Raw genomic sequence first — 15,506 nt, forward strand, 5'->3', positions numbered from 1 at the left:
TTTGGCCTTGTAAGAATATGGGGCCATAGCTCAGCTGGGAGAGCGCCTGCCTTGCACGCAGGAGGTCAGCGGTTCGATCCCGCTTGGCTCCACCATATACAGCCTCGTTGAGAGTTCAGAAATGAGCGTTCCTGCTAAAGCAGATGAATGTTGATTTCTGGTCTTTGACCAGTAAGAAAATCGTTCTTTAAAAATTTGGGTATGTGATAGAAGTGACTGATTGATTACTTTCACTGGTAATTAATTTGGTCAAGGTAAAATTTGTAGTTCTCAATTGCAAATTTTCGGCGAATGTCGTCTTCACGTTAGAGACAATAACCAGATTGCTTGGGGTTATATGGTCAAGTGAAGAAGCGCATACGGTGGATGCCTTGGCAGTCAGAGGCGATGAAAGACGTTGTAGCCTGCGATAAGCTCCGGGGAGTCGGCAAACAGACTTTGATCCGGAGATCTCTGAATGGGGGAACCCAGCCAGCATAAGCTGGTTATTACACACTGAATACATAGGTGTGTAAGGCGAACCAGGGGAACTGAAACATCTAAGTACCCTGAGGAATAGAAATCAACCGAGATTCCCTTAGTAGTGGCGAGCGAACGGGGACTAGCCCTTAAGTTGATTTGAGAATAGTGGAAGGCTCTGGAAAGTGCCGCCGTAGTGGGTGATAGCCCCGTACACGAAATTCTCTTATCAATGAAATCGAGTAGGACGGAGCACGAGAAACTTTGTCTGAATATGGGGGGACCATCCTCCAAGGCTAAATACTACTGACTGACCGATAGTGAACTAGTACCGTGAGGGAAAGGCGAAAAGAACCCCGGAGAGGGGAGTGAAATAGATCCTGAAACCGTATGCGTACAAGCAGTGGGAGCCCACTTTGTTGGGTGACTGCGTACCTTTTGTATAATGGGTCAGCGACTTATATTCAGTGGCGAGCTTAACCGAATAGGGGAGGCGTAGCGAAAGCGAGTCTTAATAGGGCGTTTAGTCGCTGGGTATAGACCCGAAACCGGGCGATCTATCCATGGGCAGGTTGAAGGTTGGGTAACACTAACTGGAGGACCGAACCGACTACCGTTGAAAAGTTAGCGGATGACCTGTGGATCGGAGTGAAAGGCTAATCAAGCTCGGAGATAGCTGGTTCTCCTCGAAAGCTATTTAGGTAGCGCCTCGTGTATCACTGCTGGGGGTAGAGCACTGTTTCGGCTAGGGGGTCATCCCGACTTACCAAACCGATGCAAACTCCGAATACCAGCAAGTGTCAGCACGGGAGACACACGGCGGGTGCTAACGTCCGTCGTGAAAAGGGAAACAACCCAGACCGTCAGCTAAGGTCCCAAAGTTATGGTTAAGTGGGAAACGATGTGGGAAGGCTTAGACAGCTAGGAGGTTGGCTTAGAAGCAGCCACCCTTTAAAGAAAGCGTAATAGCTCACTAGTCGAGTCGGCCTGCGCGGAAGATGTAACGGGGCTCAAACCATACACCGAAGCTACGGGTTCAACGTAAGTTGAGCGGTAGAGGAGCGTTCTGTAAGCCTGTGAAGGTGAGTTGAGAAGCTTGCTGGAGGTATCAGAAGTGCGAATGCTGACATGAGTAACGACAATGGGAGTGAAAAACTCCCACGCCGAAAGACCAAGGTTTCCTGCGCAACGTTAATCGACGCAGGGTGAGTCGGCCCCTAAGGCGAGGCAGAAATGCGTAGTCGATGGGAAACGGGTTAATATTCCCGTACTTCTAATTACTGCGATGGAGGGACGGAGAAGGCTAGGCCAGCACGGCGTTGGTTGTCCGTGTTTAAGGTTGTAGGCTGAATGCTTAGGTAAATCCGGGCGTTCAAGGCCGAGAACTGATGACGAGTTATCTTTTAGATGACGAAGTGGTTGATGCCATGCTTCCAGGAAAAGCTTCTAAGCTTCAGGTAATTAGGAACCGTACCCCAAACCGACACAGGTGGTTAGGTAGAGAATACCAAGGCGCTTGAGAGAACTCGGGTGAAGGAACTAGGCAAAATGGCACCGTAACTTCGGGAGAAGGTGCGCCGGTGAGGGTGAAGTATTTACTGCGTAAGCCCATGCCGGTCGAAGATACCAGGCCGCTGCGACTGTTTATTAAAAACACAGCACTCTGCAAACACGAAAGTGGACGTATAGGGTGTGACGCCTGCCCGGTGCCGGAAGGTTAATTGATGGGGTTAGCTAACGCGAAGCTCTTGATCGAAGCCCCGGTAAACGGCGGCCGTAACTATAACGGTCCTAAGGTAGCGAAATTCCTTGTCGGGTAAGTTCCGACCTGCACGAATGGCGTAACGATGGCGGCGCTGTCTCCACCCGAGACTCAGTGAAATTGAAATCGCTGTGAAGATGCAGTGTATCCGCGGCTAGACGGAAAGACCCCGTGAACCTTTACTATAGCTTTGCACTGGACTTTGAGTTTACTTGTGTAGGATAGGTGGGAGGCTTTGAAGCGTGGACGCCAGTTCGCGTGGAGCCATCCTTGAAATACCACCCTGGTAACCTTGAGGTTCTAACTCTGGTCCGTTATCCGGATCGAGGACAGTGTATGGTGGGTAGTTTGACTGGGGCGGTCTCCTCCTAAAGAGTAACGGAGGAGTACGAAGGTGCGCTCAGACCGGTCGGAAATCGGTCGTAGAGTATAAAGGCAAAAGCGCGCTTGACTGCGAGACAGACACGTCGAGCAGGTACGAAAGTAGGTCTTAGTGATCCGGTGGTTCTGTATGGAAGGGCCATCGCTCAACGGATAAAAGGTACTCCGGGGATAACAGGCTGATACCGCCCAAGAGTTCATATCGACGGCGGTGTTTGGCACCTCGATGTCGGCTCATCACATCCTGGGGCTGAAGCCGGTCCCAAGGGTATGGCTGTTCGCCATTTAAAGTGGTACGCGAGCTGGGTTTAGAACGTCGTGAGACAGTTCGGTCCCTATCTGCCGTGGACGTTTGAGATTTGAGAGGGGCTGCTCCTAGTACGAGAGGACCGGAGTGGACGAACCTCTGGTGTTCCGGTTGTCACGCCAGTGGCATTGCCGGGTAGCTATGTTCGGAAAAGATAACCGCTGAAAGCATCTAAGCGGGAAACTTGCCTCGAGATGAGATCTCACTGGAACCTTGAGTTCCCTAAAGGGCCGTCGAAGACTACGACGTTGATAGGTTGGGTGTGTAAGCGCTGTGAGGCGTTGAGCTAACCAATACTAATTGCCCGTGAGGCTTGACCATATAACACCCAAACAATTTGATGTTTGTGTGTCTCTATGAAGACTGCAACAGCCGAAAATTTGCACAACTACAAAACACATCACATACCCAATTCGAGGTAGCGAGCCGCGAAAGCAGCGCGACATCTCAGCTGAATCGCTTGACGACCATAGAGCATTGGAACCACCTGATCCCATCCCGAACTCAGAAGTGAAACGATGCATCGCCGATGGTAGTGTGGGGTTTCCCCATGTGAGAGTAGGTCATCGTCAAGCACCTATACCAAAACCCCCGATCAGGTAACTGATCGGGGGTTTTATTTTGCGCCGCGAAAACAAGTCAGGCGCAGGTGCGCCTTTGATAGGCAACTAAACGGCGCATCGTTATCATGCGTGCCTTATTGCTTGGCGGGACTCATATGCTTGCATTGTTAAGGCTTCTTCAAGACGGGCGTTTCCACTCCGGTGAGGCGCTTGGCGCGGCTTTGGGAGTGAGCCGCTCTGCTGTGTGGAAACAGTTACAGGCTTTGCAGGCTGAATTGTCGTTACCCTTGCACAAGGTGCGCGGGCGTGGCTATCAGTTGGCGACGCCACTGCAGCTGCTGGATGCTGACTGGCTAAATGCTCAGGTGGATGCTCCGCAGTGGCATATGTGCGTTATGCCCAGTGTGGACTCGACCAATGCGGAGGCATTACGGCTGTTGCCTGCGGCGCAGACTCTGCCGTTCTATGTGCTCGCTGAGCGGCAAACCAGTGGGCGAGGGCGGCGGGGGCGTAGTTGGGTAAGTCCCTTCGGCGAGAATCTGTATTACAGCCTGGTTGTTCGTGTTGAGGGTGGCATGCGTCAGCTTGAAGGCATGAGCCTCGCTGTCGGCTTGGCGTTGTTACAGGTTATTCGCGGCTTTGGCGTGGCCGAGGCCGGATTGAAGTGGCCCAACGATGTGCTGGTCGATGAGCGAAAGCTGGCGGGCATCCTATTAGAGCTGTCCGGCGACCCGGCTGATGTGTGTCATGTGGTCATTGGGATTGGCTTGAATGTGAATATGCTCGCGGCTGATCAGGGGGCTATTGGTCAGCCCTGGACTTCGATGCGTGCTGAGCTGGGGCGTCTGTTAAATCGCAATGAGCTGGTCAGTGAGTTGAATCGGCAGCTGTCGCGCTATCTGGATATTCAGCTGCGTGATGGTTTCGCGGCTTTGCAGGATGAGTGGCAGGCTTGTCACCTTTGGCAGGGGGGATCAGTTGCGCTAACGGCTGGCGGTGAGCCTATAGAAGGTGAGGTTTTAGGGGTGGATCGTTCTGGGGCCATTCGTCTTCGTGTTGATGGGGTTGAGCGAAGCTTTAGCGGCGGTGAGCTTAGCCTGAGGTTGCGTGATGATTCTTGAGCTCGACTGCGGTAATACCTTTATTAAGTGGCGCTTGCTGGGTGGTGGCAAGGCTACGGCAGACGTAGGCGGTGTCGTTGACTCGGATCAGGCGCTTATAGAGGTTGTCCGCGAGCAAGCAGTGCAGCTACGTGCCTGTCGTCTGGTGAGTGTGCGCAGTGACGAAGAGACTGCGCAGTTGATCTCCCAGCTTGAGCAGGCTTTTGCTGTCGAGTGTCGTGCAGCTCGGCCTGCTGTTTCCTTGTCGGGTGTGCGCAATGGCTATGAGCAGTACGAGCGCCTTGGGCTTGATCGCTGGCTTGCGGTGGTAGGGGCTTATCAGTTATCGGGCAAGGCTGCGCTGGTTATTGACCTGGGCACTGCGGTTACTTCGGATTTTGTGGGGGCAGATGGTAGGCACCTGGGCGGCTTTATTTGCCCGGGCGTGCCGCTGATGCGCACGCAGTTGCGAACCCACACCCGCAGAACACGTTATGACAGCGATGAGGCGGCCAGGGCGCTTGAGGATTTGGTGCCGGGGCGGGCGACTGCTGAGGCTGTTGAGCGTGGATGTTTGTTGATGCTGCGTGGTTTTGTCAGTGGCCAGGTGGCGATGGCGGCAGAGCTGCTGGGCAGTGATTTTGATGTTTTCCTCACTGGTGGGGATGCTCCGCTGGTGATGGATGTTATTCCGGGGGCGCGGGTTGTGCCGGATCTGGTGTTTATCGGCTTGGCGATCGCTTGCCCCATAGATTGAGGTCATGCATGCGCTGGATGTTCTTGTGGTTGGTTGTGCTGAATCTGTTCTATTACGTGTGGCATCAGCAGCAGGCTCCTTTGCGGGTTACTGAGATTGCACCGCTAAATATGGCGCAAGACAGTAAGCGCGATATTCGCCTGCTCAGTGAGTCGAGCGCGCCGCCGCGACGAGAGGTTGCTGTAGCGCAGTCTGCTGAGGCTGTGTGCTTGTTTCTCGGTAGTTTTGAGGTGATGGCGGATGCGTCTGCGGTCGAACAACGGTTGTTGAGTCTGGATATTCAGTCGCGTGTGCAAAGTATGGATGCGGCGGCGGGCGTCGATTACTGGGTGTATCTACCGCCGCTGGCTTCACGGCAGGCGTCTCTGCGCCAGTTGCGGGAGCTGCAGGCACGCAAGATCGATAGTTACATCATTACCCAGGGCGATTTGGCCAACGGTATTTCCCTGGGCATCTTTCCGCGCAGCGATTCGGCGCAGAGTGTCATGCAGCGTTTGCGTGATGCCGGGTACGAGCCGTCTCTGCGTGAGCTGACGCGCGCACACCGCAGTTTCTGGGTGCGTATCTCTCCGCAAAGTCGGCGTCTGGCGGATGATTCCTTGCTGCAGCGTTTGGCTTTTGACTTCAAGGGCTTAGAGCAGCAATTAATGCCGTGTGAGGGGGTTGCAAGCCCTCAGTAGAATGCATAGAATGGCCCCCGCTTCGCAGGGTGGCGCTTACAAGTGTTCTGCGAAGTTGCTGTCAATGTAGCTAACCTCAGGTTTTTTAATGAGAAATTGCTTGACAGTAGGTCGGCATCGAATGAGAATGCCGCCCCGTTTGGAGGGATTCCCGAGTGGCCAAAGGGATCAGACTGTAAATCTGACGTCATCGACTTCGAAGGTTCGAATCCTTCTCCCTCCACCAGATTTAGCGAGAGCTGCAGGCTCCGCGGGTATAGTTCAGTGGTAGAACCTCAGCCTTCCAAGCTGATGATGCGGGTTCGATTCCCGCTACCCGCTCCAGCATTGTTGTTTTCGTAATGTGTTTGCTCATGTAGCTCAGTTGGTAGAGCACACCCTTGGTAAGGGTGAGGTCAGCGGTTCAAGTCCGCTCATGAGCTCCATCTAATAAAGGCAGATATGCAAGTATCTGCCTTTGTTTTATGGCGGTGATGCTGAGTCAATTCTTCTCTGGGAGGCAGTCAAAATGGCTAAAGAAAAGTTTGAGCGTAACAAGCCGCACGTCAACGTTGGCACTATCGGTCACGTTGACCACGGTAAAACCACTCTGACCGCTGCTCTGACCCGCGTCTGCTCCGAAGTGTTCGGTTCGGCCAAGGTTGACTTCGACAAGATCGACAGCGCCCCAGAAGAAAAAGCTCGCGGTATCACCATTAACACCGCTCACGTTGAATACGATTCGTCCGTGCGTCACTACGCGCACGTTGACTGCCCAGGTCACGCTGACTACGTAAAAAACATGATCACCGGTGCTGCGCAGATGGACGGCGCTATCCTGGTTTGCTCGGCCGCTGATGGTCCGATGCCGCAAACTCGTGAGCACATCCTGCTGTCCCGTCAGGTAGGCGTTCCGTACATCGTTGTCTTCCTGAACAAGGCCGACATGGTTGACGACGCTGAGCTGCTGGAGCTGGTTGAAATGGAAGTGCGCGACCTGCTCAGCACTTACGATTTCCCAGGCGACGACACTCCGATCATCATCGGTTCCGCTCTGATGGCTCTGAACGGCCAAGACGACAACGAAATGGGCACCAGCGCTGTTAAGAAGCTGGTTGAAACTCTGGACAGCTACATCCCGGAGCCAGTTCGTGCAATCGACAAGCCGTTCCTGATGCCAATCGAAGACGTGTTCTCGATCTCCGGTCGTGGCACCGTGGTAACTGGCCGTATCGAGCGCGGTATCGTCAAGATCCAGGAAGAAATCGAGATCGTTGGTCTGCGTGACACCACCAAGACTACCTGTACTGGTGTTGAAATGTTCCGCAAGCTGCTCGACGAAGGTCGTGCTGGTGAGAACTGCGGCGTTCTGCTGCGCGGCACCAAGCGTGACGACGTAGAGCGTGGTCAGGTTCTGGTCAAGCCAGGTTCGGTTAAGCCGCACACCACCTTCACTGCAGAAGTGTATGTGTTGAGCAAAGAAGAAGGCGGTCGTCACACTCCGTTCTTCAAGGGCTACCGTCCTCAGTTCTACTTCCGTACTACTGACGTGACTGGTAACTGCGAACTGCCGGAAGGCGTTGAGATGGTAATGCCAGGTGACAACATCCAGATGACTGTCACTCTGATCAAGACCATCGCAATGGAAGAAGGTCTGCGTTTCGCTATTCGTGAAGGCGGTCGTACCGTCGGCGCTGGCGTCGTAGCTAAGATCATCGCTTAATCGATTGATCTGTTTTGATCGGGCCGGCATAATGGCCGGCCTGATTCAGTTTTTAGGTCAGTAGCTCAATTGGCAGAGCGACGGTCTCCAAAACCGTAGGTTGGGGGTTCGATTCCCTCCTGACCTGCCATTTTCCCTAGGATTTGGCGCGTCTTTTTACAGGATATTAGTAGATGAATGTTAAGGCTGAAGCCAAAGACTCTCGCTTCGATCTGCTTAAGTGGCTTGTAGTTGCTGCTCTGGTAATCGCAGGCGTAGTCGGTAATCAGTATTTCTCTGCTGAGCCTATTCTGTATCGTGTTCTGGCTTTGCTGGTTATTGCAGCATTGGCTGGTGTAATTGCACTGCAAACCTCAAAAGGTCAGGCTTTTTGGGTGTTGGCAAAAGAAGCTCGCGTTGAAATTCGTAAGGTCGTTTGGCCAACTCGCCAAGAAACCACGCAGACAACTCTGATTGTTGTGGCTGTTGTTTTGGTTATGGCGCTGTTGTTGTGGGGTTTAGATTCCCTGCTTGGTTGGCTTGTTTCGTTGATTGTAGGCTAAGGGTGTCCCGTGGCTAAGCGTTGGTACGTCGTGCATGCTTACTCGGGTTACGAGAAGCATGTTATGCGCTCGTTGGTCGAGCGCGTGAAGCTCGCTGGTATGGAAGACGTTTTTGGCGAGATTCTGGTCCCCACTGAAGAAGTAGTGGAGATGCGGAACGGTCAGAAGCGCAAGAGTGAGCGTAAGTTCTTCCCGGGGTATGTGCTGGTGCAGATGGAGATGAGCGAGGCGACTTGGCATTTGATCAAGAACACTCCGCGCGTCATGGGCTTCATCGGTGGTACAGCAGATAAGCCTGCGCCGATCACTGAAAAAGAAGCTGATGCCATTCTGCGTCGTGTTGCCGATAGTGGTGACAAGCCGAAGCCGAAAACATTGTTCGAGCCGGGCGAAATGGTGCGCGTGACCGATGGTCCGTTTGCTGATTTCAGCGGTGTTGTTGAAGAAGTTAATTACGAGAAGAGCCGAATCCAGGTAGCAGTGACTATTTTTGGTCGCTCTACACCGGTCGAGCTGGAGTTCAGTCAGGTCGAAAAGGCATAACTGACATACGCATCCCTTACCCCGCAGCCATAGGCTGCGGGGTTTTGTCGTCACTGGGATAAATAGGCAATAACTGGGGAGCTGAAAGGCGCTAGAACCCAAAACTGGAGTAGCTCATGGCTAAGAAGATTACGGCTTATATCAAGCTGCAAGTAAAGGCTGCACAAGCCAACCCGTCGCCACCTGTCGGCCCAGCTCTGGGTCAGCACGGCGTAAACATCATGGAATTCTGCAAGGCGTTCAATGCCCGTACCCAGGGCATGGAGCCTGGTCTGCCGACTCCAGTGATCATCACTGTTTATAGCGACCGTAGCTTCACCTTTGAAACCAAGTCCACCCCTGCTTCGGTTCTGCTGAAGAAGGCTGCTGGCCTGACCAGCGGTTCGGCTCGTCCGAACACCGTTAAGGTTGGTACCGTGACTCGTGCTCAGCTGGAAGAGATCGCCAAAACCAAACAGGCTGATCTGACTGCCGCTGATATGGATGCAGCTGTGCGTACCATCGCCGGCTCCGCTCGTAGCATGGGCCTCAACGTGGAGGGTGTGTAATGGCTAAGTTGACCAAGCGTCAAAAGGCAATCGCTGAGAAAGTTGAAGCTGGCAAGGCTTACAACTTTGTTGAAGCAGCCGCTCTGCTGGCTGAGCTGTCCGCAGTTAAGTTCTCTGAGTCGGTAGATATCGCCGTCAACCTCGGTGTTGACCCGCGTAAATCCGACCAAGTTGTACGTGGCGCTACCGTGCTGCCGAACGGCTCGGGCAAAAGCGTTCGCGTTGCCGTGTTCACCCAAGGCCCAGCTGCTGAAGCCGCTCTGGCTGCCGGCGCTGATCGCGTAGGTATGGATGAGCTGGCTGCCGAAATGAAAGGCGGCGACCTGAACTATGACGTAGTAATTGCTTCCCCGGATGCAATGCGCGTTGTGGGTCAGTTGGGTCAAGTGCTCGGCCCGCGTGGCCTGATGCCGAACCCGAAAGTCGGTACCGTTACCCCTGACGTGGCTACCGCTGTGAAAAACGCCAAAGCTGGTCAAGTACGTTTCCGTACTGACAAGAACGGCATCATCCACGGTTCCGTCGGCAAAGTTGGTTTTGACGCCGAGAAGCTGAAGCAGAACGTTGAAGCGCTGATTTCTGACCTCAAGCGTCTGAAGCCATCGACTTCGAAAGGCATCTACGTCAAGCGCGTAACCCTGAGCACCACTATGGGCCCAGGTCTGGTCATCGATCAAAGCTCGCTCGACGCGTAATACATAGGGGCAGCGTAAGCGATTGCGCTGCTTCGACACTTTGGGGTCCCTGCTTTGCGGGGGCTATCCAAGACCGTAGGTGGCGCAAGTCTTAAACCAACAGCCTACGCAGATGGTGCTCCCGGTTCCTTACCGAATCAGACACCAAAACGACATCCGGCTTCGGCCAGATGAAACGGTAACAAGCAGGAGTTAAACCCGTGGCAATTAAACTCGAAGACAAGAAGGCCATCGTCGCTGAAGTCAACGAGGCTGCCAAAGTCGCCCTGTCCGCTGTTGTGGCTGATGCCCGCGGTGTGACTGTAGGCGCTATGACCGGACTCCGTAAAGAGGCCCGCGAAGCTGGCGTATACGTACGTGTTGTACGTAATACCCTGCTCAAGCGCGCTGTTGAAGGCACCGATTACTCGGTCCTCAACGACGTGTTCAAAGGCCCGACCCTGATTGCATTCTCCAAGGAACATCCGGGCGCTGCTGCTCGTATTTTCAAAGAGTTCGCCAAGGGTCAGGACAAGTTCGAGATCAAGGCAGCTGCGTTCGAGGGCAAGTTCCTCGCAGCAAACGAGATCGACGTGTTGGCTTCGCTGCCAACTCGCGACGAAGCCATTGCGAAGCTGATGAGCGTGATCCAAGGCGCTACCAGCAAGCTGGCTCGTACTCTGGCGGCCATTCGCGACCAGAAAGAAGCTACCGCTGCCTAAGGCATCGTAAACTCTTTCAAAATCATATGTTTAATTTGATGGCTGCGTAGGCTGTCACCCCAATACAGGATTTAAAGTCATGTCTCTGACTAACGAACAAATCATCGAAGCAATTGGCCAGAAAACCGTTCTGGAAGTTGTTGAACTGATCAAAGCAATGGAAGAAACCTTCGGCGTAACCGCTGCTGTTGCTGCAGCTGGCCCAGCTGCTGCCGCCGCTGTTGTTGAAGAGCAAACCGAATTCAACGTGATGTTGGTTGAAGCCGGCGAGAAGAAAGTAAACGTGATCAAGGCAGTTCGTGAGCTGACCGGTCTGGGCCTGAAAGAAGCCAAGGCTGTCGTTGACGGCGCTCCTGCCATGGTTCTGGAAGCTGTTGCGAAAGACGCAGCTGACAAAGCCAAAGCTGCTTTGGAAGAAGCTGGCGCCAAAGTCGAGCTCAAGTAAGCGACGACCTTGCGTCTACAGCCCAAGCGTTGAGCGAAAGGCTGATGGCTGGTGGCTTTTGCCACCGGCCTTTTTCCGTTCTAGGTCGGCGAATCATTAGCTGGCCTGGGGCGCGAAATACCCGCCCGATGTGGCGGCGCAAACCTAGGGTTTGCAAGAGTTTCTGGCAACTCCCGTCGGAGGGGCCAAATAAGCAGGTGACCAAGCTGGGGAACGCTGATGGCTTACTCATATACTGAGAAAAAACGTATCCGCAAGGACTTTAGCAAGTTGCCGGATGTCATGGATGTGCCTTATCTCCTGGCCATCCAGCTGGATTCGTATCGCGAATTCCTGCAGGCAGGGGCGACCAAGGACCAGTTCCGCGACATTGGCCTGCATGCGGCCTTCAAGTCTGTTTTCCCGATTATCAGCTATTCCGGCAATGCTGCTCTGGAATATGTCGGTTATCGCTTGGGCGAGCCGGCTTTTGATGTCAAGGAATGTACGCTGCGCGGCGTAACCTATGCCGTACCGCTGCGGGTAAAAGTCCGTCTGATCATTTTCGACAAAGAATCGTCGAACAAAGCGATCAAGGACATCAAAGAGCAAGAAGTGTACATGGGCGAAATTCCGCTCATGACCGAGAACGGTACCTTCGTTATCAACGGTACCGAGCGCGTTATCGTCTCCCAGTTGCACCGCTCCCCAGGTGTGTTCTTCGACCACGACCGTGGCAAGACACATAGCTCGGGCAAGCTGCTGTACTCGGCGCGGATTATTCCTTACCGCGGTTCCTGGTTGGACTTCGAGTTCGATCCGAAGGACGCCGTGTTCGTGCGTATCGACCGTCGTCGCAAGCTGCCGGCTTCCGTACTGCTGCGCGCGCTGGGCTACAGCACTGAAGAAGTGCTGGACGCGTTCTACGCGACCAACGTTTTCCACGTTAAGGGCGAAACCCTGAATCTGGAACTGGTTCCGCAGCGTCTGCGTGGTGAAATTGCCGTCCTCGATATCCTCGATGACAAGGGCAAGGTCATCGTTGAGCAAGGCCGCCGGATTACCGCGCGCCATATCAACCAGTTGGACAAGGCCGGCATCAAAGAGCTGCAAGTGCCTATCGACTACCTGATCGGTCGCACCTCGGCCAAGGCAATCGTGCACCCGGCTACCGGCGAAATTATCGCTGAGTGCAACACCGAGCTGAACGTCGAGATCCTGGCCAAAGTGGTCAAGGCTCAGGTTGTGCGCATCGAAACGCTGTACACCAACGACATCGATTGCGGTCCGTTCATCTCCGACACCCTGAAGATCGACAGCACCACCAATCAGTTGGAAGCGCTGGTCGAGATCTATCGCATGATGCGTCCTGGCGAGCCGCCAACCAAGGATGCTGCCGAGACCCTGTTCAACAACCTGTTCTTCAGCGCCGAGCGTTACGACCTGTCGGCCGTTGGCCGTATGAAGTTCAACCGTCGTATCGGTCGCACCGAAATCGAAGGTTCGGGCGTGCTGAGCAAGGAAGACATCGTCGAGGTGCTCAAGACCCTCGTTGATATCCGTAACGGTAAAGGCATCGTCGACGACATCGATCACCTGGGTAACCGTCGTGTTCGCTGCGTAGGCGAAATGGCCGAGAACCAGTTCCGCGTTGGCCTGGTACGTGTTGAGCGTGCGGTCAAAGAGCGTCTGTCGATGGCCGAAAGCGAAGGCCTGATGCCGCAAGACCTGATTAACGCCAAGCCGGTTGCGGCTGCCGTTAAAGAGTTCTTCGGTTCCAGCCAGCTCTCGCAGTTTATGGACCAGAACAACCCGCTCTCCGAGATCACCCACAAGCGCCGTGTTTCGGCTCTTGGCCCGGGCGGTCTGACCCGTGAGCGTGCCGGCTTCGAAGTCCGTGACGTACACCCGACCCACTACGGCCGTGTGTGCCCGATCGAGACCCCTGAAGGTCCGAACATCGGTCTGATCAACTCCCTGGCAGCCTATGCTCGCACCAACCAGTACGGCTTCCTCGAGAGCCCGTACCGTGTGGTGAAAGACACCCTGGTTACCGACGAAATCGTGTTCCTGTCCGCCATCGAAGAGGCCGATCACGTGATCGCCCAAGCTTCGGCGACCATGAACAACAAAGGTCAGCTGGTTGATGAGTTGGTGGCCGTACGTCACCTCAACGAATTCACCGTTAAAGCGCCTGAAGACGTCACCCTGATGGACGTATCGCCTAAGCAGGTAGTTTCGGTTGCTGCTTCGTTGATTCCGTTCCTCGAGCACGACGACGCCAACCGTGCGTTGATGGGGTCGAACATGCAGCGTCAGGCTGTACCAACCCTGCGCGCTGACAAGCCGCTGGTCGGTACCGGCATGGAGCGCAACGTAGCGCGCGATTCCGGCGTTTGCGTCGTGGCTCGCCGTGGCGGTGTGATCGACTCCGTCGATGCCAGCCGTGTGGTTGTTCGCGTCAATGACGACGAAGTTGAAACTGGCGAAGCCGGTGTCGACATCTACAACCTGACCAAATACACCCGCTCCAACCAGAACACCTGCATCAACCAGCGTCCGCTGGTGAGCAAAGGTGACAAGGTTGAGCGCAGCGACATCCTGGCCGACGGTCCGTCCACTGATATGGGTGAGCTGGCTCTGGGTCAGAACATGCGCGTCGCGTTCATGCCGTGGAACGGTTACAACTTCGAAGACTCCATCTGCCTCTCCGAGCGCGTGGTGCAAGAAGATCGTTTCACCACCATCCACATCCAGGAACTGACCTGTGTGGCGCGTGACACCAAGCTCGGCTCGGAAGAAATCACTTCCGACATCCCGAACGTCGGTGAATCGGCGCTGAACAAGCTGGACGAAGCAGGCATCGTATATGTCGGCGCTGAAGTGGGCCCAGGTGACATTCTGGTCGGCAAGGTCACGCCAAAAGGCGAAACCCAACTGACTCCGGAAGAGAAGCTGCTGCGTGCGATCTTCGGTGAGAAGGCGTCTGACGTTAAAGACACCTCCCTGCGTGTGCCAACTGGCACCAAAGGTACCGTTATCGACGTGCAGGTCTTCACTCGTGATGGCGTGGAGCGCGATGCGCGTGCCCTGTCGATCGAGAAGAGCCAGCTCGACGAGATCCGTAAGGACCTCAACGAAGAGTTCCGCATCGTTGAAGGTGCAACCTTCGAGCGTCTGCGTTCCGCTCTGGTTGGTAAGAAAGTTGAAGGCGGCGCTGGCCTGAAGAAAGGCGCAGAAGTCACCGACGAGTTCCTCGACGGCCTCGAGCGCGGCCAGTGGTTCAAACTGCGCATGGCTGACGATGCCCTGAACGAGCAGTTGGAAAAGGCCCAGGCCTACATTTCCGACCGCCGTCAGCTGCTCGACGACAAGTTTGAAGACAAGAAGCGCAAACTGCAGCAGGGCGATGACCTGGCTCCAGGCGTGCTGAAGATCGTCAAGGTCTACCTGGCAATCCGTCGCCGCATCCAGCCGGGTGACAAGATGGCCGGTCGTCACGGTAACAAGGGTGTGGTCTCGGTGATCATGCCGGTTGAAGACATGCCGCACGACATCCACGGTACGCCGGTGGACATCGTACTGAACCCGCTGGGCGTACCATCGCGTATGAACGTCGGTCAGATCCTTGAAACCCACCTGGGCCTCGCGGCCAAAGGTCTGGGTGAGAAGATCAACCGCATGCTCGAAGAGCAGCGCAAGGTCGCTGAACTGCGTAAGTTCATGCAGCAGATCTACAACGAGATCGGCGGTCGTCAGGAAAGCCTGGATGAGTTGAGCGATCAGGAAATCCTTCGTTTGGCGCACAACCTCAAAGGCGGTGTGCCGATGGCCACCCCGGTGTTCGACGGTGCCAAGGAAAGCGAAATCAAGGCCATGCTGAAACTGGCTGATCTGCCAGAAAGCGGCCAGATGCGCCTGATCGACGGTCGTACTGGTAACCAGTTCGAGCGTCCGACCACCGTTGGCTACATGTACATGCTGAAACTGAACCACCTGGTGGACGACAAGATGCACGCGCGTTCCACGGGTTCCTACAGCCTGGTTACTCAGCAGCCGCTGGGTGGTAAGGCGCAGTTCGGTGGTCAGCGCTTCGGTGAGATGGAGGTCTGGGCACTGGAAGCCTACGGCGCCGCCTACACCCTGCAGGAAATGCTGACCGTGAAGTCGGACGACGTGAACGGCCGTACCAAGATGTACAAAAACATCGTGGACGGTGATCACCGTATGGAGCCGGGCATGCCCGAGTCCTTCAACGTACTGATCAAAGAGATCCGTTCGCTGGGTATCGACATCGATCTGGAAACCGAATAACACGTGACGCGAATCGAGAGCGGGGCAC

Annotated in this window: 11 protein-coding genes, 5 tRNA genes and 2 rRNA genes; all 18 read left to right on the top strand. The window is 54.8% G+C overall.

What is annotated here, in order from left to right; genetic code table 11:
* Positions 1–19: 19 nt before the first annotated feature.
* The 18 genes from RHP75_RS03025 (at position 20) to rpoB (ending at position 15,478) form a co-directional block, all read left to right on the top strand.
* Positions 20–95, top strand: a tRNA-Ala gene (locus tag RHP75_RS03025).
* 244 nt (positions 96–339) lie between these two features.
* Positions 340–3,230 (top strand): 23S ribosomal RNA (locus tag RHP75_RS03030).
* A gap of 138 nt (positions 3,231–3,368) precedes the next feature.
* Positions 3,369–3,484, top strand: a 5S ribosomal RNA gene (gene rrf, locus RHP75_RS03035).
* A gap of 143 nt (positions 3,485–3,627) precedes the next feature.
* Complete coding sequence (gene birA / locus RHP75_RS03040) at positions 3,628–4,593, top strand: bifunctional biotin--[acetyl-CoA-carboxylase] ligase/biotin operon repressor BirA (RefSeq protein WP_311090423.1); 966 nt, start codon at positions 3,628–3,630, stop codon at positions 4,591–4,593.
* The gene (locus RHP75_RS03045) at positions 4,583–5,329 is read left to right on the top strand and encodes a pantothenate kinase (protein ID WP_311091854.1); all 747 of its coding nucleotides are present in this window, start codon (positions 4,583–4,585) and stop codon (positions 5,327–5,329) included. Before birA ends, RHP75_RS03045 begins: the two co-directional genes overlap by 11 nt.
* Positions 5,330–5,337: 8 nt before the next feature.
* Positions 5,338–6,009 (top strand): SPOR domain-containing protein, encoded by a 672-nt coding sequence (locus RHP75_RS03050; RefSeq protein ID WP_311090424.1) that lies wholly within the window; start codon positions 5,338–5,340, stop codon positions 6,007–6,009.
* 141 nt (positions 6,010–6,150) lie between these two features.
* Positions 6,151–6,235, top strand: a tRNA-Tyr gene (locus RHP75_RS03055).
* Between the two features lie 24 nt (positions 6,236–6,259).
* A tRNA-Gly gene (locus RHP75_RS03060) sits at positions 6,260–6,333 on the top strand.
* Between the two features lie 25 nt (positions 6,334–6,358).
* Positions 6,359–6,434, top strand: a tRNA-Thr gene (locus RHP75_RS03065).
* A gap of 83 nt (positions 6,435–6,517) precedes the next feature.
* Positions 6,518–7,711, top strand: coding sequence for an elongation factor Tu (gene tuf / locus RHP75_RS03070; protein ID WP_090377379.1), 1,194 nt, complete (start codon positions 6,518–6,520; stop codon positions 7,709–7,711).
* Between the two features lie 54 nt (positions 7,712–7,765).
* Positions 7,766–7,841: transfer RNA gene (locus RHP75_RS03075), tRNA-Trp, on the top strand.
* A gap of 43 nt (positions 7,842–7,884) precedes the next feature.
* On the top strand, positions 7,885–8,253 hold the full coding sequence (gene secE / locus RHP75_RS03080) for a preprotein translocase subunit SecE (protein ID WP_311090425.1): 369 nt from the start codon (positions 7,885–7,887) through the stop codon (positions 8,251–8,253).
* A 9-nt stretch (positions 8,254–8,262) separates the two neighbouring features.
* The gene (gene nusG, locus RHP75_RS03085; protein WP_090256278.1) at positions 8,263–8,796 is read left to right on the top strand and encodes a transcription termination/antitermination protein NusG; all 534 of its coding nucleotides are present in this window, start codon (positions 8,263–8,265) and stop codon (positions 8,794–8,796) included.
* Between the two features lie 116 nt (positions 8,797–8,912).
* Complete coding sequence (gene rplK / locus RHP75_RS03090; RefSeq protein WP_069522401.1) at positions 8,913–9,344, top strand: 50S ribosomal protein L11; 432 nt, start codon at positions 8,913–8,915, stop codon at positions 9,342–9,344.
* The gene (rplA, locus tag RHP75_RS03095) at positions 9,344–10,039 is read left to right on the top strand and encodes a 50S ribosomal protein L1 (RefSeq protein ID WP_311090426.1); all 696 of its coding nucleotides are present in this window, start codon (positions 9,344–9,346) and stop codon (positions 10,037–10,039) included. The genes rplK and rplA overlap by 1 nt, the downstream gene beginning before the upstream one ends.
* Before the next feature lie 200 nt (positions 10,040–10,239).
* Positions 10,240–10,740 carry a 50S ribosomal protein L10 gene (gene rplJ / locus RHP75_RS03100; RefSeq protein ID WP_090377397.1) on the top strand — a complete coding sequence of 167 codons (501 nt, stop codon included), beginning with the start codon at positions 10,240–10,242 and terminating at the stop codon, positions 10,738–10,740.
* Between the two features lie 79 nt (positions 10,741–10,819).
* Positions 10,820–11,185, top strand: a complete 366-nt coding sequence (gene rplL, locus RHP75_RS03105) for a 50S ribosomal protein L7/L12 (RefSeq protein WP_090256280.1) — start codon at positions 10,820–10,822, stop codon at positions 11,183–11,185.
* 219 nt (positions 11,186–11,404) lie between these two features.
* Entirely contained in the window at positions 11,405–15,478 is a 4,074-nt protein-coding gene (gene rpoB, locus RHP75_RS03110; RefSeq protein WP_311090427.1) for a DNA-directed RNA polymerase subunit beta, read from the top strand.
* The last annotated feature ends 28 nt before the right edge of the window (positions 15,479–15,506 follow it).

The organism is Pseudomonas sp. SG20056, from assembly GCF_031764535.1.
Taxonomy (GTDB): domain Bacteria; phylum Pseudomonadota; class Gammaproteobacteria; order Pseudomonadales; family Pseudomonadaceae; genus Aquipseudomonas.

Coding starts and splice junctions, on each gene's coding strand:
- rplK (WP_069522401.1), top strand. CDS start 8,913: ATGGCTAAGAAGATTACGGCTTATATCAAGCTGCAAGTAAAGGCTGCA.
- rplL (WP_090256280.1), top strand. CDS start 10,820: ATGTCTCTGACTAACGAACAAATCATCGAAGCAATTGGCCAGAAAACC.
- rplA (WP_311090426.1), top strand. CDS start 9,344: ATGGCTAAGTTGACCAAGCGTCAAAAGGCAATCGCTGAGAAAGTTGAA.
- rpoB (WP_311090427.1), top strand. CDS start 11,405: ATGGCTTACTCATATACTGAGAAAAAACGTATCCGCAAGGACTTTAGC.
- tuf (WP_090377379.1), top strand. CDS start 6,518: ATGGCTAAAGAAAAGTTTGAGCGTAACAAGCCGCACGTCAACGTTGGC.
- RHP75_RS03050 (WP_311090424.1), top strand. CDS start 5,338: ATGCGCTGGATGTTCTTGTGGTTGGTTGTGCTGAATCTGTTCTATTAC.
- birA (WP_311090423.1), top strand. CDS start 3,628: ATGCTTGCATTGTTAAGGCTTCTTCAAGACGGGCGTTTCCACTCCGGT.
- secE (WP_311090425.1), top strand. CDS start 7,885: ATGAATGTTAAGGCTGAAGCCAAAGACTCTCGCTTCGATCTGCTTAAG.
- RHP75_RS03045 (WP_311091854.1), top strand. CDS start 4,583: ATGATTCTTGAGCTCGACTGCGGTAATACCTTTATTAAGTGGCGCTTG.